Origin of the sequence: Streptomyces sp. NPDC050422, assembly GCF_044458665.1 — a bacterium.
GTDB lineage: Bacteria > Actinomycetota > Actinomycetes > Streptomycetales > Streptomycetaceae > Streptomyces.
This window is the reverse complement of sequence record NZ_JBITIE010000002.1, coordinates 74,454-93,506: the sequence shown is the minus strand read 5'-3', so window position 1 is coordinate 93,506 and position 19,053 is coordinate 74,454. Positions and strand designations below refer to the sequence as shown.

15 protein-coding genes, 4 tRNA genes and 1 other RNA gene are annotated in these 19,053 nt (G+C 70.4%); 11 read left to right on the top strand and 9 right to left on the bottom strand.

The window, feature by feature from the left end:
• The first annotated feature begins 73 nt into the window (after window positions 1-73).
• The gene (locus tag ACIBJG_RS03335; protein ID WP_399303420.1) at window positions 74-1,096 is read left to right on the top strand and encodes a hypothetical protein; all 1,023 of its coding nucleotides are present in this window, start codon (window positions 74-76) and stop codon (window positions 1,094-1,096) included.
• 79 nt (window positions 1,097-1,175) lie between these two features.
• Here ACIBJG_RS03335 and ACIBJG_RS03330 read toward each other — a convergent pair.
• Window positions 1,176-1,263 (bottom strand) — tRNA-Ser (locus ACIBJG_RS03330).
• Window positions 1,264-1,395: 132 nt separating this feature from the next.
• On the opposite strand from ACIBJG_RS03330, the gene ffs reads away from it, so the two are divergent.
• The 6 genes from ffs (at window position 1,396) to ACIBJG_RS03300 (ending at window position 9,869) form a co-directional block, all read left to right on the top strand.
• Window positions 1,396-1,492: signal recognition particle sRNA small type (gene ffs / locus ACIBJG_RS03325), an RNA gene on the top strand.
• Between the two features lie 138 nt (window positions 1,493-1,630).
• Window positions 1,631-3,811: a DNA polymerase III subunit gamma and tau gene (locus tag ACIBJG_RS03320; protein WP_399303418.1), complete on the top strand. Its 2,181-nt coding sequence runs from the start codon at window positions 1,631-1,633 to the stop codon at window positions 3,809-3,811.
• Window positions 3,812-3,927: 116 nt separating this feature from the next.
• Window positions 3,928-5,178 carry a phosphoribosylamine--glycine ligase gene (purD, locus tag ACIBJG_RS03315; RefSeq protein WP_399303416.1) on the top strand — a complete coding sequence of 417 codons (1,251 nt, stop codon included), beginning with the start codon at window positions 3,928-3,930 and terminating at the stop codon, window positions 5,176-5,178.
• A 282-nt stretch (window positions 5,179-5,460) separates the two neighbouring features.
• Window positions 5,461-7,185 carry a hypothetical protein gene (locus tag ACIBJG_RS03310; protein ID WP_399303414.1) on the top strand — a complete coding sequence of 575 codons (1,725 nt, stop codon included), beginning with the start codon at window positions 5,461-5,463 and terminating at the stop codon, window positions 7,183-7,185.
• Window positions 7,186-7,365: 180 nt separating this feature from the next.
• Window positions 7,366-8,829 (top strand): N,N-dimethylformamidase beta subunit family domain-containing protein, encoded by a 1,464-nt coding sequence (locus ACIBJG_RS03305; RefSeq protein WP_399303412.1) that lies wholly within the window; start codon window positions 7,366-7,368, stop codon window positions 8,827-8,829.
• 125 nt (window positions 8,830-8,954) lie between these two features.
• Window positions 8,955-9,869, top strand: a complete 915-nt coding sequence (locus ACIBJG_RS03300) for a phosphoribosylaminoimidazolesuccinocarboxamide synthase (RefSeq protein WP_399303410.1) — start codon at window positions 8,955-8,957, stop codon at window positions 9,867-9,869.
• Window positions 9,870-9,930: 61 nt separating this feature from the next.
• Here the strand turns inward: ACIBJG_RS03300 and ACIBJG_RS03295 are convergent.
• The 8 genes from ACIBJG_RS03295 to ACIBJG_RS03260 form a co-directional block, all read right to left on the bottom strand.
• Window positions 9,931-10,003: transfer RNA gene (locus ACIBJG_RS03295), tRNA-Gly, on the bottom strand.
• 22 nt (window positions 10,004-10,025) lie between these two features.
• Complete coding sequence (locus tag ACIBJG_RS03290) at window positions 10,026-10,637, bottom strand: response regulator (RefSeq protein ID WP_399303408.1); 612 nt, start codon at window positions 10,635-10,637, stop codon at window positions 10,026-10,028.
• Window positions 10,634-11,923: a sensor histidine kinase gene (locus tag ACIBJG_RS03285; protein ID WP_399303406.1), complete on the bottom strand. Its 1,290-nt coding sequence runs from the start codon at window positions 11,921-11,923 to the stop codon at window positions 10,634-10,636. The genes ACIBJG_RS03290 and ACIBJG_RS03285 overlap by 4 nt, the downstream gene beginning before the upstream one ends.
• 19 nt (window positions 11,924-11,942) lie before the next feature.
• A complete protein-coding gene (locus tag ACIBJG_RS03280; protein ID WP_399303404.1) occupies window positions 11,943-12,752 on the bottom strand; it encodes an ABC transporter permease in 810 nt (269 codons plus the stop codon).
• Window positions 12,749-13,693, bottom strand: coding sequence for an ABC transporter ATP-binding protein (locus tag ACIBJG_RS03275; RefSeq protein ID WP_399303402.1), 945 nt, complete (start codon window positions 13,691-13,693; stop codon window positions 12,749-12,751). The genes ACIBJG_RS03280 and ACIBJG_RS03275 overlap by 4 nt, the downstream gene beginning before the upstream one ends.
• Before the next feature lie 188 nt (window positions 13,694-13,881).
• Window positions 13,882-13,954: transfer RNA gene (locus ACIBJG_RS03270), tRNA-Gly, on the bottom strand.
• An 80-nt stretch (window positions 13,955-14,034) separates the two neighbouring features.
• Window positions 14,035-14,106, bottom strand: a tRNA-Gly gene (locus ACIBJG_RS03265).
• Between the two features lie 165 nt (window positions 14,107-14,271).
• Window positions 14,272-14,607 (bottom strand): Lsr2 family protein, encoded by a 336-nt coding sequence (locus ACIBJG_RS03260; protein ID WP_359083794.1) that lies wholly within the window; start codon window positions 14,605-14,607, stop codon window positions 14,272-14,274.
• Window positions 14,608-14,984: 377 nt separating this feature from the next.
• On the opposite strand from ACIBJG_RS03260, the gene purS reads away from it, so the two are divergent.
• The 4 genes from purS to ACIBJG_RS03240 all read left to right on the top strand — a co-directional run bounded on the left by purS (window position 14,985) and on the right by ACIBJG_RS03240 (window position 18,914).
• Window positions 14,985-15,251, top strand: a complete 267-nt coding sequence (purS, locus tag ACIBJG_RS03255; protein WP_123460572.1) for a phosphoribosylformylglycinamidine synthase subunit PurS — start codon at window positions 14,985-14,987, stop codon at window positions 15,249-15,251.
• Window positions 15,248-15,928, top strand: coding sequence for a phosphoribosylformylglycinamidine synthase subunit PurQ (gene purQ / locus ACIBJG_RS03250; protein WP_399303399.1), 681 nt, complete (start codon window positions 15,248-15,250; stop codon window positions 15,926-15,928). Before purS ends, purQ begins: the two co-directional genes overlap by 4 nt.
• Complete coding sequence (gene purL / locus ACIBJG_RS03245) at window positions 15,925-18,174, top strand: phosphoribosylformylglycinamidine synthase subunit PurL (RefSeq protein WP_399303397.1); 2,250 nt, start codon at window positions 15,925-15,927, stop codon at window positions 18,172-18,174. Before purQ ends, purL begins: the two co-directional genes overlap by 4 nt.
• 158 nt (window positions 18,175-18,332) lie before the next feature.
• Window positions 18,333-18,914, top strand: coding sequence for an ArsR/SmtB family transcription factor (locus ACIBJG_RS03240; protein ID WP_399303395.1), 582 nt, complete (start codon window positions 18,333-18,335; stop codon window positions 18,912-18,914).
• Window positions 18,915-19,053 lie beyond the last annotated feature (139 nt).

The window sequence follows — 19,053 nt, the reverse complement described above, 5'->3', positions numbered from 1 at the left end:
CCTGTCGGAGGCCGGCGGGAAGTCCCCGTGGATGTTCATCCGTCGAGGCAGAGTCGGGGGCCGACGGCCTCTCGTGGCCTCGCACCTGCCGATCACGCACAAGCCGACCCCGGCGGAGAGCGCCCAGCACAAGGCAACCAAGGAGCGGATCGTCGAGACCGCCGGGCGCTACGGTCTGGACGCCGAGGCCGAGGTTCCCATGGCGAACCGGCGGAGCGTCTCGGACGCCGTCGTCACCGGGCCTGGCGGTCTCACGATCGGCTGGGAGATCCAGTACCACCACCTCGGCCCCAGCAGCGTGCACCGGCGTTCGGTCAACGCCGTGGAGCACGGCATCACCCCGCTGTGGGTGGCGAAGGACCGGACGGCCTCCCTGATGGACCGCGCCCCCTGGGCGCGCGTCGACGACATGCCGTGGAAGGACATTGTCGACCGCAAGGAGATGGTGATCCGCGGCGGCTACCGGCACCTCGAAGTCTGGAAGTGTGTGCCGAGCAGCGAGCGCCACTGCCTCCTCAGCGAGGGCGCCGGTCATTGTGGCGCGATTCACGCGGACTGGTTCGTGCCGGCGCTGTGCCTCCCGGAGAAGAAGCCGGTCTGTATCGAGGACCTGGTCCTGCAGAGTGCTACGGGGGAGAGCGTCCCGGTCTACGTGCCCAGTCGGGGCAGTGGCCGCGCTGGGCGGCACATGTGGGTGTCGGCGGCCGATCGTGCGCTGTGGGAGGAGATCGTCGACGAGAAGACGCCGCTGCCCGCAGTCCCGGCAGAAGAAGACGACGACGTGATCACCTTCGCTGAGCAGGAGATCGACCGCACCTGCCGGGCAGGCGAAGACAGCTGGTTCATCAGTGACGCCCGGCCTCTTCGCGATCTCGATCAACCGACGGGCGGCTTCACCCTCCCCCGTCTGCCGACCCAACGCTCCAGCGACCCGACGCGGATCACTCCCGTCGAGCGGGCAGCAGCCTCCGCAGCGCTGGGCTGCCCACCATGGGAGCTCGGGCTGTGTACTGGCTGCAGCCAGATGATGCGGCGGTACGGGCAGAACGCGGCCATGTATTGCAACGTGTGCCGGGCAGTCCTCAACGGGCGGTAGCCGGGAACTGCAACCACCAACGCCGAAGGGCCCCACCGCAAGCGGTGGGGCCCTTCAACGTATTGCCCGGTGAGAGCAATGGCGGAGGATACGAGATTCGAACTCGTGAGGGGTTGCCCCCAACACGCTTTCCAAGCGTGCGCCCTAGGCCACTAGGCGAATCCTCCGCGGCAAACAATACAAGACGTTGAGGAGTGCTCGCGAACCCGTTCCGCCCCGGAGCTCCTCGGGCGGTCTCGGAGGGGTCTCCGGGTGCGGGGGAGGTGGACTTGCGGGGGTGGGGATCGGCTAAGGTGGGCGTCAGCCCCTCACGTGGCGCTATCTGACTGAACTCCCCCAGGGCCGGAAGGCAGCAAGGGTAAGTTGGCTCTGGCGGGTGCGTGGGGGGCCCTTGCGTTGTCGGGGGCCCTTGCGTTGCCCGGCCCGTCCGGGGCGGGGTCCGTGGCGTCGGATTGCCTGTGGTGACTTTTCCCGCAGCCGGCGGTGTGCCCGGTCCGGGGCCGGTTGTCAGTCGGCCCCGATAACCTCGTAGGTGTGTCGTCCCTTGCGCTGTACCGCCGCTATCGCCCCGAGTCGTTCGCCGAGGTCATCGGTCAGGAGCATGTCACTGACCCGCTGCAGCAGGCCCTGCGGAACAACCGGGTCAATCACGCGTACCTGTTCAGTGGTCCGCGCGGCTGTGGCAAGACGACCAGCGCGCGCATCCTCGCCCGCTGTCTGAACTGCGAGCAGGGGCCCACGCCCACGCCCTGCGGGGAGTGCCAGTCCTGCCAGGACCTCGCGCGCAACGGACCGGGATCGATCGATGTGATCGAGATCGACGCCGCTTCGCACGGTGGTGTGGACGATGCCCGTGACCTGCGGGAGAAGGCGTTCTTCGGGCCCGCCTCAAGTCGTTACAAGATCTACATCATCGACGAGGCGCACATGGTCACCTCGGCGGGGTTCAACGCCCTCCTGAAGGTGGTCGAGGAGCCGCCGGAGCACCTCAAGTTCATCTTCGCGACCACGGAGCCCGAGAAGGTCATCGGCACCATCCGGTCGCGTACCCATCACTACCCATTCCGGCTCGTACCGCCCGGCACGCTGCGCGAGTACCTGGCCGAGGTGTGCGGCAAGGAGAACAGCTACGTCGAGGACGGGGTCTTCCCGCTCGTCGTGCGGGCCGGTGCCGGATCCGTCCGTGACTCGATGTCGGTCATGGACCAGCTGCTGGCCGGTGCGGCCGACGACGGTGTGACGTACGCCATGGCGACGTCCCTGCTCGGCTATACGGACGGCTCCCTGCTCGACTCGATCGTGGACGCCTTCGCGGCGGGGGACGGGGCCGCCGCCTTCGAGGTCGTGGACCGGGTGATCGAGGGGGGCAACGACCCGCGCCGCTTCGTCGCCGACCTTCTGGAACGGCTCCGCGACCTGGTGATCCTGGCCGCTGTGCCGGACGCCGGGGAGAAGGGCCTCATCGACGCGCCGGCCGACGTCGTCGAGCGCATGCAGGCCCAGGCGTCCGTCTTCGGTGCCGCCGAGCTGAGCCGCGCCGCCGACCTGGTCAACGAGGGACTCACGGAGATGCGTGGGGCGACCTCTCCGCGGCTCCAGGTCGAGCTGATCTGCGCCCGGGTGCTGCTGCCCGCGGCCTTCGACGACGAGCGTTCGCTGCAGGCCAGGCTGGACCGGCTGGAGCGGGGCGCGTCCTTCGCCACCACCGGGCCCGGGCCCTCGATGGGGTACGTCCCCGGGCCCGAGGCGCTGGCCCACGCCCCGGTCGCAACACAGGCCGCCGCCCCGGTCGCGCCGCCCCCCTTCGCGCAGCCCGACGCCGGATCAGGGCCCGCAGCCGCGCGTGCGGCGGCACGCGGCGACGCGCCCCCGCCGCCCCCCGCTCCCGTGCAGGCGGCCCCCGCTCCCGCTCCCGTGCAGCCGCCGCCCGCCGAAGCGCCCGCGGCCGGACAGCGGGCCGGGGCCTGGCCCGCTGCGGCCGCGCCCGAGCAGGGGCGGAGGCCCGGAGGCTGGCCCACCGCCTCCACTCCGGGGCAGGCCCCCGCACCACAGGCCGCCGCCGCCCCCGCGCCGGCTCCCGCCGCACCCGCACCCGCACCTGCCGCTGCCCCGGCCCCCGTCGCCGCCGCCCCCGGCATGACGCAGGGCGCCGCACAGGTGCGCAACATGTGGCCCGACATCCTGGAGGCGGTCAAGGGCCGCCGCCGGTTCACCTGGATCCTGCTCAGCCAGAACGCCCAGGTCACCGGCTTCGACGGCGCCACCCTCCAGATCGGCTTCCTCAACGCCGGCGCCCGCGACAACTTCACGAGCAGCGGCAGCGAAGAGGTGCTGAAGCAGGCACTGGCCGAGCGGTTCAACGCGCAGTGGAAGATCGAGGCGATCGTCGACCCGTCGGGCGGTGCCGGGCAGCCCCCGCAGGCCGGCGGCGGCCGTCCCTCCGCGCCGCCCGCACCGCAGCGCCCTGCGGATCCCGCTCCGCAGTCGTACGAGCCCCGGCCCGCGCCGGAGCGTCAGCAGCCGGGCGGCGGTGGCTCCGCCCCGGAGCCCGCGCCCCCGTCGTACGCCGCTCCCGAACCGCCCCGGTCGGTCGCTCCCGAGGACGACACCGCCGAGGCCGACGACCCCGACCTCGTCGACTCGGCCCTGTCCGGTCACGACCTGATCGTCCGCGAACTGGGCGCCACGGTCGTCGAGGAGTTCACCAACGAGTAGGGGCGCGCGGCAAGGCCCTTCCGCGAGCGGCCCGGGCTCCGCAGGCCCGGCGCCCACGGTGTCCACGGAGCGGCGTCCGTCAAGGGCGCCGCGCCCCGGCGGCTAGGCTGCACCCCGTGAAGGTCCTCGTCATCGGCGGCGGCGCCCGCGAACACGCCCTGTGCCGCTCTCTCTCCCTCGACCCCGACGTCACCGCTCTGTACTGCGCTCCCGGCAACGCCGGCATCGCAGAGGTGGCCGAACTGCACCCGGTCGACGCCCTCGACGGCGCTGCCGTCGCGCGCCTCGCCACTGAACTGGGCGCCGAGCTGGTGGTCGTCGGCCCGGAGGCGCCGCTTGTCGCCGGGGTCGCCGACGCCGTGCGCGCCGCCGGTGTCCCCTGCTTCGGCCCGTCCGGAAAGGCCGCCCAGCTGGAAGGCTCCAAGGCCTTCGCCAAGGACGTGATGGCCGGCGCGGGCGTCCCGACAGCCCGTAGCTACGTCTGCACCACTTCCGCGGAGATCGACACCGCCCTCGACGCGTTCGGAGCTCCGTACGTCGTCAAGGACGACGGCCTTGCCGCAGGCAAGGGCGTCGTCGTCACCGACGACATCGAGGCGGCCCGGGCCCACGCGCTGGCCTGTGACCGCGTGGTCATCGAGGAGTTCCTCGACGGCCCCGAGGTGAGCCTCTTCGCGATCACCGACGGCACCACCGTGCTACCGCTCCAGCCCGCCCAGGACTTCAAGCGGGCCCTGGACAACGACGAGGGCCCGAACACCGGCGGCATGGGCGCCTACTCCCCGCTGCCGTGGGCCGACCCGAAGCTGGTCGACGAGGTCATGCAGTCGGTCCTCCAGCCGACCGTCGACGAGCTCCGCCGCCGCGGCACGCCCTTCTCCGGGCTGCTGTACGCCGGTCTCGCGATCACCTCGCGCGGTGTACGCGTCATCGAGTTCAACGCCCGGTTCGGCGACCCGGAGACCCAGGTGGTCCTGGCCCGCCTGAAGACCCCGCTGGCCGGTGTCCTGCTGGGTTCCGCCAACGGGACCCTGGACGAGCTGCCCGCGCTGAAGTGGCGCGACGAGGCCGCCGTCACCGTGGTCATCGCGTCTCACAACTACCCGGACACCCCGCGGACGGGCGATCCGATCGACGGGCTCGACGAGGTCGCGGCACAGGATGCGCCGCACGCGTACGTTCTGCACGCCGGGACCCGGCGGGACGGCGACACGGTCGTCAGCGCGGGCGGCCGCGTGCTTTCCGTGACCGCGACCGCCAAGGACCTTGCGGGCGCCCGTGAGCGTGCCTACGCGGCGGCGGCCCGGATCCGGCTCGACGGCTCCCAGCTCCGTACGGACATCGCCAAGAAGGCCGCGGAAGCCTGAGCCGTACCGGTCCGCAGGAGGCCGCGGAGGCCTGAGCCGTACCCCGCCCCGACCACCACTGACGCGCCGCTGCCCCATGGACAGCGGCGCGTCAGCACCTTTACCCAAAGCCATTCCATCGAGTGACGGCTGAGCCATCCGGATGACGCCCGCCGAAGCCCCAACTAGGGTGCGGCGCAAGCGTTCCGGCACTTGGCTCACCGGCATTGCGATGTCAGTGACGGGTGCCACAGTGGGGGAGTGAGCAACACCGCAGTGGGGCAGAGGGGGTGACGTCCGGCCGTGTCCGGTACCGGTACAGGTGAGGAGCTGGGTGCGCAGGCAGCGCGCGCCCGGGCTCTCGTCCTGCTGCGCATCCGCAGCAGGGCAACGGCAGCGGCACTGCTGCCGGCCGCGTTCGCCGTCGTGCTGTTCGCCGCCGGCGCGCAGGGCTTCGCCCAGGGCGGCGGCTGGGATGCGGTGCGCTGGGCCGTGACGGCCTGTGCCGTCGTCGTCCTGCTCGTCGCCGCCGCCGTCGCGATCGCGGTCGTACGGGCGAAGCCGGCGGTCAGCCCGACGGTCCCGCTCAGCGAAAAGGCGGCACCGGACCTCTACCGGCTGGTCCGAGATCTGGCGGAGCGGCTCGGAGTGCCCGCGCCGTCGGCCATAGCGCTCACGCCCGACTGCGACAGCTGGCTGGAGGACCGCACCCACCCGGCCGCGGGCCGGCCGGCCCACGAGGCTGCGGGGCGAAGCGGTACTGCGGACGGCCCCGGCGGCCGGCCGGGACGCCGCCGGGTGCAGGCGGCGCCCGTCCTCGTGATCGGCTCCCCGTTCCTCTGGTGGATGCGGGTCGCCGAGCTGCGGGCGGTGCTCGCCCCCGTGGTGGCCGGTACCGGCCCCTCCGCCCACCCCGACATAGCCGCGGCCCGGCGTTTCGTGCGCGGACTGGACGGCGTGGTCGCCGATGCGGCCGCGCCCGCCCAGGGCCCGCTGCGCAAGGTCCTGCGGCTGCCGGGCCGCTTCGTCGGCCGGATCGCCCGGCTGCTGCTGCGGAGCTGTCGTGACCACGCTGCCGAGATGGAGCGGGGCGTCGCCGCCGCCGCGTCGACGCGTGCACAGGCTGTGGACTACGGGCTGCGGGTCGTCGCCCAGGAACAGGTCGGTCTCGCCTACGCGGGCTGGGACCGGCTGCTCACCCGCGTCGCTCTCCCCGCCTGGCGGATGGGGCGCTGGCCCTCCCGGCTGGACGCGGGCGTCGTCTCCGCCCTCACCGAGCTCTCCCGGCGCGACCGGCTGGCCGAGGGGTTCACGACCCGGCTCGGCGAGCGTCCCGCCTGCGATCTCCTGGAGGAGCCGGGAGCGGCCGACGAGGCGGCGTCCCTGCTGGCCGCGCGGCTCTTCCACGGCGGTCCCGCGGAGACCGGGCCCGACTGGGCCCCGGTGGACTGGCAGCAGTATCCGGAAGAGGTCGTCGACCGGAAGTGGCGTACGGAGGCGGCCCGGCTGCACCGCGTCCTGGACACCATGGGCGTACCCCCGGCCTCCGGCGCCGCCTCCGACACCGCCTGCGCCGGGCTGCCCACGCTGGCGCGCGTCGTCGAACACCTTGCCGCGGGCCGGGACGGGGGCGAGGAGCTCGCGGCCGGGATCAGCGCGGCCGTGGCCCGGGAGGAGGCGCAGGCCCCTCAGCCGGCCGGTGTCGGCGCAGGGGAGGCGGGCGGCGATGTGCTGGACCTCTGGGGACCCGATCCGCTCCCGCTCTTCCCGCTCCAGCCGCCCCGTACGGGGACCGAGCTGCTGGCTGACCACGTGGCCGCGATGGTCTGCTGCGCCGCGGTCGACACGGCAGGTGCGGCACCAGGCCTGGACTGGCTCGACGGACCCGCACTGCTGGTCGACGGAGAGCGCCGGGCCGACCTCGGCAGCCCGGTCCTCAGCCTGGTCGAGGACGGGGACGCGGAGCCGCTGCGCTCCTGGCTCGCCTCGGTCGGCGTACGTACCGACAAGCCCGTGCGCCTCGTCTGAAACACGTGAGGGCGTACGGCTGTTCACACCGGTCTCCCCCGATACCCGGAACGCCAGGTTCCGTTCACGTCAATTCGCGACGAACGGTGACGGAGTGCATGCGTTATGTGATGTGCTGGGGATCGGCGCTGACAGTCGGCGCACCACTGTTGTTCCGGGGGCCTGAGGGAGGGATGCGTCATGGGGGCGGAGCAGATTCGTCGTTGGGAGTCGGGTGCTCTGGCGCACGCCGTCACCGATCCCTTCGGCCAGGGGCCCCTTCCCTGGCTGCGCGGGAGTGAGAACTACTTCGACGACACCGGTCAGGTCGTGCCCTGGTACGCAGACCCCACACTGCCCCGCGGCTCCACCGGCGGCGGCACCCGCACCGCCGACGACGTCCGCCGCCAGATCAAGGGATTCACCTCCACGGGCGCCGCGGCCCCGGGCGAAGCGATCGATTTCCACATCACCGTGGACCCGCCCCAACAGTTCTCCGTGGACATCTACCGGATCGGTCACTACGGGGGCGACGGCGCCGCCAAGATCACCACGAGCCCGCGGCTCTCCGGCATCGTCCAGCCGCCCCCTCTCACCGCAGACCGCACGGTCTCCTGCCACCACTGGTGGCAGTCCTGGCGGCTGCAGATCCCGACGTACTGGTCGATCGGTGCGTACGTGGCCGTGCTGACCACGGTCGACGGCTACCGCTCGCACATCCCCTTCACGGTCCGCGACGACCACCCTGCCGACCTGCTGCTCGTGCTTCCGGACATCACGTGGCAGGCGTACAACCTCTACCCCGAGGACGGCGTGACCGGCGCCAGCCTCTACCACGCCTGGGACGAACAGGGCCGGTTGCTGGGGGAGGAGGACGCGGCGGTCACCGTCTCCTTCGACCGCCCCTACGCGGGCGCCGGGCTTCCGCTCCACGTCGGCCACGCCTACGACTTCATCCGCTGGGCCGAGCGCTACGGCTACGACATCGCCTACGCCGACACCCGCGACCTGCACGCGGGCCGGATCGACCCGACCCGCTACCGGGGCCTGGTCTTCCCCGGCCATGACGAGTACTGGTCGGTGCCCATGCGCCGCACGGCCGAACGGGCCCGCGACAACGGCACGTCCCTCGTCTTCCTCTCCGCCAACACCATGTACTGGCAGGTCAGCCTCGCGCCGTCGCCCTCGGGCGTCCCCGACCGGCTGCTCACCTGCCGCAAGCGCAGGGGCCCGGGCAAGCCCGCGCTCTGGCGCGAACTCGACCGTCCCGAGCAGCAGCTGCTCGGCATCCAGTACGCGGGCCGGGTCCTCGACCCCCACCCCCTGGTCGTGCGGAACGCGGAGCACTGGCTCTGGGACGCGACCGGTGCCGTCGAGGGCGACGAGATCGACGGCCTGGTCGCGGGCGAGGCAGACCGCTACTTCCCGCGCACCACGCTCCCCGAGCACGACAACCGCATCCTGCTCGCGCACTCCCCCTACCAGGACAGCGACGGCGTGACGCGCCACCAGGAAACGTCCCTGTACCGCGCCCCGTCGGGCGCGCTCGTCTTCGCCTCCGGCACCTTCGCCTGGTCCCCGGCCCTGGACCGCCCCGGCCACGTGGACCCACGCATCCAGCGGGCGACCGCCAACCTCCTCGACCGCATCTGCAAGCGCGCCTGAGCCACTCGGACGCACCGCCCTCTCCCGGGCAACACATCCGCCCCCTCTGCACCCCCTCCGCAGCTGTTCGCACCCGGATACGGGACAATCGGAACAGCTCCTGGATCAACCTACGCGGAGGCAGCGTGTCCGGATTTGTAGAAAAGCCCGAGCCCGTGCAGGTTCCGGGGCTCACCCACCTGCACACGGGCAAGGTGCGCGACCTGTACCGGAACGAGGCGGGCGACCTCGTCATGGTCGCCAGCGACCGGCTGTCCGCGTACGACTGGGTGCTGCCCACCCAGATCCCGGACAAGGGCCGCGTCCTGACCCGGCTCTCGCTGTGGTGGTTCGACCAGCTCGCCGACCTCGTCCCGAACCACGTCCTGTCCACGGAGCTGCCCGCGGGCGCCCCGGCGGACTGGGCCGGCCGCACGACGATCTGCAAGTCGCTGCGGATGGTCCCGGTCGAGTGCGTCGCCCGCGGCTACCTGACAGGCTCCGGCCTGGTCGAGTACAACGCGTCGCGCACCGTCTGCGGTCTTGCCCTTCCCGAGGGACTCGTCGACGGCTCCGAGCTTCCCGCGCCGATCTTCACCCCGGCCACCAAGGCGGCCGTCGGCGATCACGACGAGAACGTGAGCTACGAGGAAGTGGCCCGCCAGGTCGGCGCAGAGACGGCCGCACAACTGCGCCGTACGACCCTGGACGTATACGGCCGGGCCCGTGACATCGCCCGCGAGCGCGGCATCATCCTCGCGGACACGAAGTTCGAGTTCGGCTTCGCACCCACCGCCGACGGCGGTGAGGAGCTGATCATCGCGGACGAGGTGCTCACCCCTGACTCGTCCCGCTTCTGGCCCGCCGCCTCCTGGGAGCCGGGCCGCGCCCAGCCCTCGTACGACAAGCAGTTCGTGCGCGACTGGCTGACCTCACCGGCCTCCGGCTGGGACCGCAAGAGCGAGCAGCCGCCGCCGGCGCTGCCCCAGGAGATCGTGGATGCGACCCGCGCCAAGTACCTGGAGGCGTACGAACTCCTCACCGGTACACCCTGGAACTAGCAACCAGCACCGCACACGAAGAAGCCCCCGGCCGAAAGGCCGGGGGCTTCTTGCTGAACCGAGCGGACGACCAGGTTCGAACTGGCGACCTCAACCTTGGCAAGGTTGCGCTCTACCAACTGAGCTACGTCCGCAAGCGCCGAAGCGCGAGAACTACTATACCCATCCCCGCTCGCGTGCGAGACGCACTGCGGCATGACGGTTCTCCGCTCCCAGCTTCGCGGCCGCCGCCGAGAGGTAGTTGCGCACCGTCCCCTGCGACAGGGAAGCCCGCTGCGCGATCTCGGCGACCGGCGCCCCGTCGGCCGCCAGTTCCAGCACCTCGGCCTCGCGCACGGTCAGCGGCGAGTCCCCGGCGGCGATGGCGTCGGCAGCCAACTCCGGGTCCACATAGCGGTTTCCGGCATGGACGGTGCGGATGATCCCTGCCAGCTGCCTGGCGCTGACGGTCTTCGGTACGAACGCCCGCACCCCCGCCGCGAGGGCTCGCTTGAGGTGCCCCGGGAGGCCATGACTCGTCACGATCATGGTTCGGCAGCCCGGGAGTTCGGCCCGTATCGATGTGGCGACGCTCACACCGTCCGCCCCTGGCATCTCCAGATCCAGCACCGCGACATCGGGGCGGTGGGCCCGGGCCATGGCGAGCGCCTCGGGGCCGGTGGCGGCCTCCGCCACCACCACCAGGTCGTCCTCCAGCCCGAGAAGAGCAGCGAGCGCGCCCCGGATCAGGTGCTCGTCGTCGGCGAGCAGTACCCGTACCGCGGTCATCGTCGTTCCTCCAGAAGGGCCGTACGCGATGCTTCACCGGCAGCCGAGTACGGGGCGTCAGCGGATCCGGCGCGGGCCAGCGGGATCCGCGCGCTGAGCCGGAACAGACCCTCCTCCGCCGGACCCGCCTCCAGCGCGCCGTCGAGCGCCCCGAGCCGTTCGCGCAGTCCGGCCAGCCCCGACCCGGTCCCTCCCGGAGCGGTGGCGGGCGCCCCGTCGTTCTCCACGTTCAGCACCACCTCGTCCGCCGTGACGTCGAGCCGGATCATGCAGTGGTCCGGATCGCCGTGCCTCAGCACATTGGTCGCGGCCTCGCGCACCACCCAGCCGAGCGCCGACTGGACGGGCCCGGGCAGCCCCGTGCCGCCGCCGCCCGTAACCGCGCATTCGATGCCGGCCGCCCGCAACACTCCTTGGGCCCCGGCCAGTTCCGTGGTCAGATCGGCCTCCCGGTAACCCCGTACGACATCGCGTACCTCCTGTTGCGAGGCACGGGCTATCCGCTGTACCTCGACCATCTGGTCCAGCGCCTCGGGCCTGCCGCGCTGCGCGAGCTCCACCGCCAGTTCGCTCTTCAGCGCGATCACCGCGAGATTGCGGCCCATCACGTCGTGCATGTCCCGGCCGAACCTCAGCCGTTCCTCCGCGACGGCGAGCCGGGCCTGTATGTCCCGGGCCTCCTCGGCCTGCCACATCACGCTCAGGCTCCAGGCGCTGGGCCGTACCGAGATCAGGACCAGCACACAGCCGAAGAGCGTGGTGGGTACGACACCGGCCAGGACTCCGCCCCGCACCCCGGCCGCGGCTAGGGCTCCAGTGGTCAGCGCGGCGAGGAGAAGCGACTCGATCACGAACGTGCGGACCGGAACCAGGAGCACCCGCGTGATCACGAACGCCATCGGCGCGTTCAGGCTCATGAGGAGCAGCCCAGGGCCCGCGACACCGTCCACCGCGGCCAGTGCCGCCAGCAGGGCCACGCCGAGCAGCAGCAGGGCCATGGGCGCGAGCATGCGCCGCCCGGGAAAGACGGAGATGCCGAGGTAGTGCTCGTACGACGACTGCACATTGCGGTTGCTCAGCAGGCACTGCGCAAGGCTCACCAGAAGGAGAAGCACGCCCAGTACCAGCGGGACCGGTTCATGACGGATGTCGGACTTGAAGGGTGCCAGTTGCCAGCACAGAGCGAAGATCCAGGGCATCGAGGAGATGGTCACCCGCGAATACAGGTCGATCCGCTCCAGCTTGCTGCGCTCCTGCCAGCTGCGGCGCCATCCCCGTACGTGCATCAACGCGCCACGACCTCTCTCACCGTCGGGGATCCCAGCGGAACCACCGTTGTACAGCAAACACCGCGAGTGCCGTCCAGACCAGTCCGGTAAGCGCTGCTCCGAGCAGGTCAGTGCCCTCGTTGACGCCCAGCCAACCCGACCGTACGAGCGTCATCACCCCGGTCAGCGGCAGGAACTCACAGGCTGACGCGAGCGGGTCGGGAAAGATCTCCAGCGGGACGAAGAGCCCCGAACCCATCATCGATATGAGGAACAGCGGCAACGTGGTGAGCTGTGCCGTCTGCACGGTGCGCGTCACTATGGAGGTGACCGCGGCCAGCAGCGTCAACAACAGCACGGCCAGCAGCAGCCCTGCGAGGAGCAGCTCGGGCCGCCGCGGTGCGGTGACGCCGAAGAAGACCGCACCGGTCACGATGATCAGTGCGGACTGTGCCAGAGCCAGAGCGGCCGACGGCAGCGCGGTCCCGGTCAGGATCTCGCCGTCGCTGACCTCGCCGGTACGCAGTCGCTTCAGCACCAGGTCCTCGCGCCGTGCCACATAGGCGGCCGCCATGTTCATGTAGACGGCCTGGATGAGCACGGTTCCGATGCCGCCGGTGAGCGCGGCTGCGGCGACCGTCAGCCCGGTGCCGCCGAGGTCCACCTGTCCGAGCGTCGACTTCATCGCCATGATCATGGCCGAGGGCACGAGCAGGGCGACGATGACGGCCGTCCGGTTGCGGGCGAGCAGGGTCATCTCGGCCCGGCCGAGGGCCATCAGCCGGCCTCGGGCCGTTGTCGTGGTGCGGGCCGTCGTGGCCGGCGCAGCGCTTGTTGCGATCGTCATGACACGGTCACCTCTTCGGTCTCCGCCGCGGATTTCGCGATATCGAGGAATGCCTCTTCGAGCGAGGCGGACCGGGCGTCGAGCCCGGTCAGGGGAACATCCGACTCCGCCGCCCAACGCAGCAGTTCGGTCAGTGACTCCTGGAGCTGATGGGTACGGATCTCGATCAGCCGGCCCTCGGCAGCGGCGCGCAGGCCAAGCGGCAGTTGTGCCGGCGCGACACCCTCGGGCAGCTCGAACCGGATCCGGGCCGGCCGCGCGGCCGTTACCTCGGCGGTGGTGCCCGTGGTCACGATCCGGCCCCGGTGCATGATCGCCAGCCGGTCGGCGAGGGACTCGGCCTCTTCCAGGTAGTGCGTGGTCAGCAGGACGGTGATGCCGTCCTCCTTGAGCCCCCTGACCAGCTCCCAGGTGTCGCGCCGTCCCTCGGCGTCGAGACCGGTGGTCGGTTCGTCGAGGAAGAGCACCTCGGGCCGGCCGAGCAGGGCCAGCGCCAGGTCCAGCCGTCGCCGCTCGCCGCCGGAGAGCTGCTTGACCCGGACCCCGGCGCGGTGGCCGAGCCCCACCAGTTCCAGCGCCTCGGCGGCCGGCCGGGCGCCGCTGGTGCAACCCGCCCACATCCGTACGGTCTCGGACGCGGTCAGGTCGGAGGGGAAGCCGCCCTCCTGCAGCATGACCCCGATCCGCGGCCTGACAGCGGCGCGATCGGCGTACGGGTCGTGGCCGAGCACCCGTATCGCGCCGCTGTCGGGACGGGCCAGGCCCTCGAGGAGTTCGACGGTGGACGTCTTGCCGGCGCCGTTCGTCCCGAGCAGGGCGAACAGTTCGCCACGTGCCACGGAGAAGGAGACGCCGCTGACGGCCTCGAAGCCGCCCGCGTAGCTGCGCCGGACACCGTCCACCTCGATCACACGGTTACGGGGAATTTCGTGGCTGGTCATGGACTCAAGGTTTCCGCCCGGACGGGTCCGGGAGCAGTGCGAGCTGTCATCGCTGCCCATGACAAACGTCATGCATCGCGACTCATGACAAACGTCATGGGCGAAGGGAGCCGGAGAGGGGAAAGTCATGACCAGGAAGCGAATACGACGAAGGCCCCGGTCGAAATCGACCAGGGCCTTCGATCAAGAGCGGACGACCAGGTTCGAACTGGCGACCTCAACCTTGGCAAGGTTGCGCTCTACCAACTGAGCTACGTCCGCATTGCAGCCACTCGGCTTTCACCGGTGGAGCGAGCACTACTCTACCTGATCCACTGGAGTGGTTGAGGAGAGCGATGCAGAGCGGGTGACAGGAATTGCACACTGCGCCTTCCCCCTGGAAGGGGGATGTTCTACTACTGAACTACACCCGCACGCTGCGTGAGGCTTGGCTTTGCGGCCTTGCCCTTCGGCGTGCTCCAGACTCTAGCCGACCTGCAGGGGTGTCGCGCAAGTCGGCTCCCGCGGGGTGTCGTCCGGGTGGCCGGTGACGGGCGGTCCGATGCCCTCCGGCCGGCCGGCCGTCACCGCCCCTCCGCTCAACTGGCTTCCTGGAACGCCTCGTAGACCTTCTTGGGGATCCGGCCCCGGGCCGGCACCTCCATCCGGTGCGAACGGGCCCAGGCGCGGACGGCCGCGGGATCGGGGGCGAGTGAGGTGTGCCGGTACGAGACGGGAACCTTGCCGTGCTTGGCCGCGTTTGTCTGCTTGCGGCCGGCCGCCATGTACGGCGCGAGGGCCTTGCGCAGTTTCTTCGCATTGGACGGGTTGAGGTCGATCTCGTACGTCTTCCCGTCCAGGGCGAAGGTGACCGTTTCCGCCGCTGCTCCCCCGTCGATGTCGTCGGAGAGCGTGACCACTACGCGCTGAGCCACGGATATCGGTCCTTTCCTACGGCAGCCGCGCCTGACATGCGCGGATGCCGGCCTTCCGGCTGTGAGCGCGGATGCTGGCCGACCGGTGCCGGCCGTTTAGGGGCAATGGTGCTTTCCCCGGTAATCATTTGTACAGCGACGGGCACCGCATTGTGAAGCCCGCCCAATTACCTGCGCGTGTCAACCTGCTTTGTGTGCTGCTGGTGAGGTTTTTTTTGCAGGATTTTTCGCCCCTGTTGTCGCGACCGATATCTCGACGTGATCTGGGCCGCTAGATATCTACCCGCGTAGAATTTCTGGCCAGGTAGGCTGAGTGGACCCGCGGGGGTCTGGGGAACCCCCCGGAGAAACAGCCGCACCACACCACCACACCGGGAGTGCCAGTGGCACGCGTCGTAGTCGACGTCATGCTCAAGCCCGAGATTCTCGACCCGCAGGGACAGGCTGTGCAGCGTGCGCTGCCCCGTCTCGGCTTCGAGGGAATCGCGGACGTACGTCAGGGAAAGCGTTTCGAGCTGGAGATCGAGGGGCCGGTCGATGAGGCCGCCCTCACCCGTATTCACGAGATGGCCGAGACGTTCCTCGCCAACACTGTGATCGAGGACTTCACCGTGAAGGTGGAGAAGGCCGAGGAGTCGAAGTGACTGCTCGTATCGGAGTCGTCACCTTTCCGGGCACGCTCGACGACCAGGACAGCCTTCGGGCCGTACGGGTCGCCGGTGCCGAACCCGTATCGCTGTGGCACCGCGACAAGGACCTGCACCAGGTCGACGCGGTCATCCTCGCGGGCGGTTTCTCCTACGGCGACTATCTGCGGGCCGGAGCCATCTCCCGCTTCTCGCCGGTCATGGAGACGGTGATCGAGCAGGCGAAGGCGGGCATGCCGGTTCTCGGTATCTGCAACGGCTTCCAGATCCTGACCGAGGCGCACCTGCTGCCCGGCGCGATGCTGCGCAACAACCACCTGCACTTCATCTGCCGCGACCAGAAGCTCCGCGTCGAGAACGCGGGTACCTCCTGGACCTCGGACTACTCCGCAGGCCAGGAAATCTCCGTACCGCTCAAGAACATGGACGGCCGCTACACAGCCGACGAGCACACGCTCGACGAGCTGGAGGCCGAGGGCCGCGTCGCGTTCCGCTACGTGGACGTCAACCCCAACGGCTCGCTGCGCGACATCGCCGGCATCACCAACGCCGCGGGCAATGTCGTCGGCCTGATGCCGCACCCGGAGCACGCCGTGGAGCCGCTGATCGGGTCCGGTGGTACCGACGGCCTCGGTTTCTTCACCTCGATCATCAAGAAGCTGGTCAACGCATGAGCCTGGACACGGTCAAGCACGCGGCCGAAACCCCGGATGTGGAGCAGCCCTGGAAGGAGCTCGGCCTCAAGGAGGACGAGTACGCCCGGGTCCGCGAGATCCTGGGCCGCCGCCCCACCGGCGCTGAGCTCGCCATGTACTCCGTGATGTGGTCCGAGCACTGCTCCTACAAGAGCAGCAAGGTCCACCTCAAGCAGTTCGGCGAGAAGGTCCCGGAGAACGACGCGATGCTCGTCGGCATCGGCGAGAACGCCGGTGTGGTCGACGTCGGCCAGGGTTACGCGGTCACCTTCAAGGTCGAGTCGCACAACCACCCCTCGTACATCGAGCCCTACCAGGGCGCGGCCACCGGCGTCGGCGGCATCGTCCGCGACATCCTCGCGATGGGCGCCCGCCCGGTCGCGGTCGTCGACCCGCTGCGCTTCGGCGCGGCCGACCACCCCGACACCAAGCGCGTGCTCCCGGGCGTCGTCGCGGGTATCGGCGGCTACGGCAACTGCCTGGGCCTGCCGAACATCGGCGGCGAGGTCGTTTTCGACGCCTGCTACCAGGGCAACCCGCTCGTCAACGCCGGCTGCATCGGCGTGATGAAGCACGAGGACATCCACCTCGCGCAGGCCTCCGGCCCCGGCAACAAGGTGATCCTCTACGGTGCCCGCACCGGCGGCGACGGCATCGGCGGCGTCTCGGTGCTGGCCTCGGAGACCTTCGACTCGACCGGTCCGGCCAAGCGCCCGGCCGTCCAGGTCGGCGACCCGTTCCAGGAGAAGCTCCTCATCGAGTGCACCCTGGAGATCTTCAAGGAGAAGCTCGTCGCGGGCATCCAGGACCTCGGCGGCGCCGGGCTCTCCTGTGCCACCTCCGAGCTGGCCTCGGCCGGTTCCGGCGGGATGCGCGTCGAGCTGGACACCGTGCCGCTGCGCGACTCCTCGCTCTCGCCCGAGGAAATCCTCATGAGCGAGTCGCAGGAGCGCATGTGCGCGATCGTCGAGCCGCAGCACGTGGACCGGTTCCTGGAGATCTGCGAGAAGTGGGACGTCATCGCCACCGTCATCGGTGAGGTGACCGAGGGCTCGCAGCTGGAGATCTTCTGGCACGGCGAGCAGATCGTGGACGTGCCGCCGCGGTCCGTCGCCCACGAGGGCCCGACCTACCACCGCCCGTTCGCCCGCCCTTCCTGGCAGGACGCGCTGCAGGCCGACGACGCCGGCAAGCTGGCTCGTCCGGCCAACGGCGCCGAGCTGCGCGAGCAGGTGCTGGCGCTGGTCTCCTCGCCCAACCAGGCGTCGAAGTCCTGGATCACGGACCAGTACGACCGGTTCGTGCAGGGCAACACCGTGCTCGCGATGCCCGAGGACGCCGGCATGGTCCGCATCGACGAGGAATCCAACCTCGGCGTGGCCATGGCGACCGACGGCAACGGCCGGTACGCGAAGCTCGACCCCTACACCGGTGCGCAGCTCGCCCTGGCGGAGTCGTACCGCAACGTCGCCGCCTCCGGCGCCAAGCCGCTCGCCATCTCGGACTGCCTGAACTTCGGTTCGCCCGAGGACCCGGACGTCATGTGGCAGTTCGCCGAGGCCACGCGTGGTCTGGCGGACGGCTGCCTGGAGCTGGGGACCCCGGTCACCGGCGGAAATGTGTCGCTGTACAACCAGACCGGTGACACGGCGATCCACCCGACGCCGGTCGTGGCCGTGCTCGGTGTGATCGACGACGTCACGCGGCGTACGCCGGTCGCCTTCAAGAAAGAGGGCCAGCTCCTCTACCTGCTCGGTGACACGCACGAGGAGTTCGGCGGCTCGGCCTGGTCCGAGGTCGTCCACAACCACCTCGGCGGCATGCCGCCCAAGGTCGACCTGGGCCGCGAGAAGCTGCTCGGCGAGATCCTGATCTCGGCGTCCCGCGACGGCATGATCGACGCGGCGCACGACCTGTCCGACGGAGGCCTGATCCAGGCGGTCACCGAGTCCTGCCTGCGGGGCGGGAAGGGTGCCCGGCTGGTCGTGCCGGACGGACTGGACGCGTTCACGTTCCTGTTCTCCGAGTCGGCGGGACGCGCGATCGTCTCGATCCCGCGCAGCGAGGAGCTCCGCTTCAACGACATGTGCGGGGCGCGGGGTCTGCCCGTGGCCCGGATCGGTGTCGTGGACGGCGAGGACATCGAGATCCAGGGCGAGTTCAGCATCCCGTTGAGCGAGCTGCGTACGGCGCACGAGGGGACGATCCCCGCGCTGCTCGCGTAGCTCGGCGGAAGCATCCGTCACCTCTCGCGCAAGCCCCCGCCCGGTTCGACCGGGCGGGGGCTTCCGCGTGCTGGGGCGGTTCGGGCGGGAGCGGTTTCCGCGTGCGGGTTTCACCCAGACTCTTGACGGGAATTACGTAATTACGTAATCATTGATCAATGGAACTGGAGCAGCGGGTCTCGGAGCTGGAGCGGCGGCTTGAGGCCCTCGTGGGCGAACACTCTGCCCCTGACACCAAGGACACCACGCGTCCGGCCCGGGCGGATTTCTGGGCACTGGAGGGGCTGAAGCGGCAGCTCGTAGGGATGGAGGCGCATGAGGGTGGGGTGCTGTACGCGGGGGCGGTACGGCTGCCGACGGGCGAGCGGTATGAGTGGCAGTACGGCGCGCTGACGGAGCGGCTGCTGGATCACGTGGGAGACGCCCACGAGGCGGACGAGGCGGAGTGTGCGGAGGAGGGGCAGGTGTCTGCGGGTGCCGACTGGGCGGATACCGCCGAGGCACTCGCCGCTCTCGGTCACCCGGTGCGATTGCGGCTGCTCCGGGAGATCCTGGGCGGTCGGCGCACGGCCGCGGAGCTCGCCGCGCTCGACGAGACCGGCACGACGGGGCAGATCTACCACCATCTGCGTCAGCTGACCGGCGCGGGCTGGCTGCACACGAAGGGGCGGGGGAGGTACGAGGTTCCTGGCGCCCGCGTGGTGCCGCTGCTGGTGGTCCTCACGGCTGCGAAGCCCTGAGTCGCGCATACGGCGAATCCGAGGAACGTCGCGCACACACCGAATCCGGGAAACGACGACGACGAGCACGAACCGAGAAACGAACCGAGAAGCGAACCAACGACCAGACCGACGACCAGACCGACGACCAGGGGGAAGT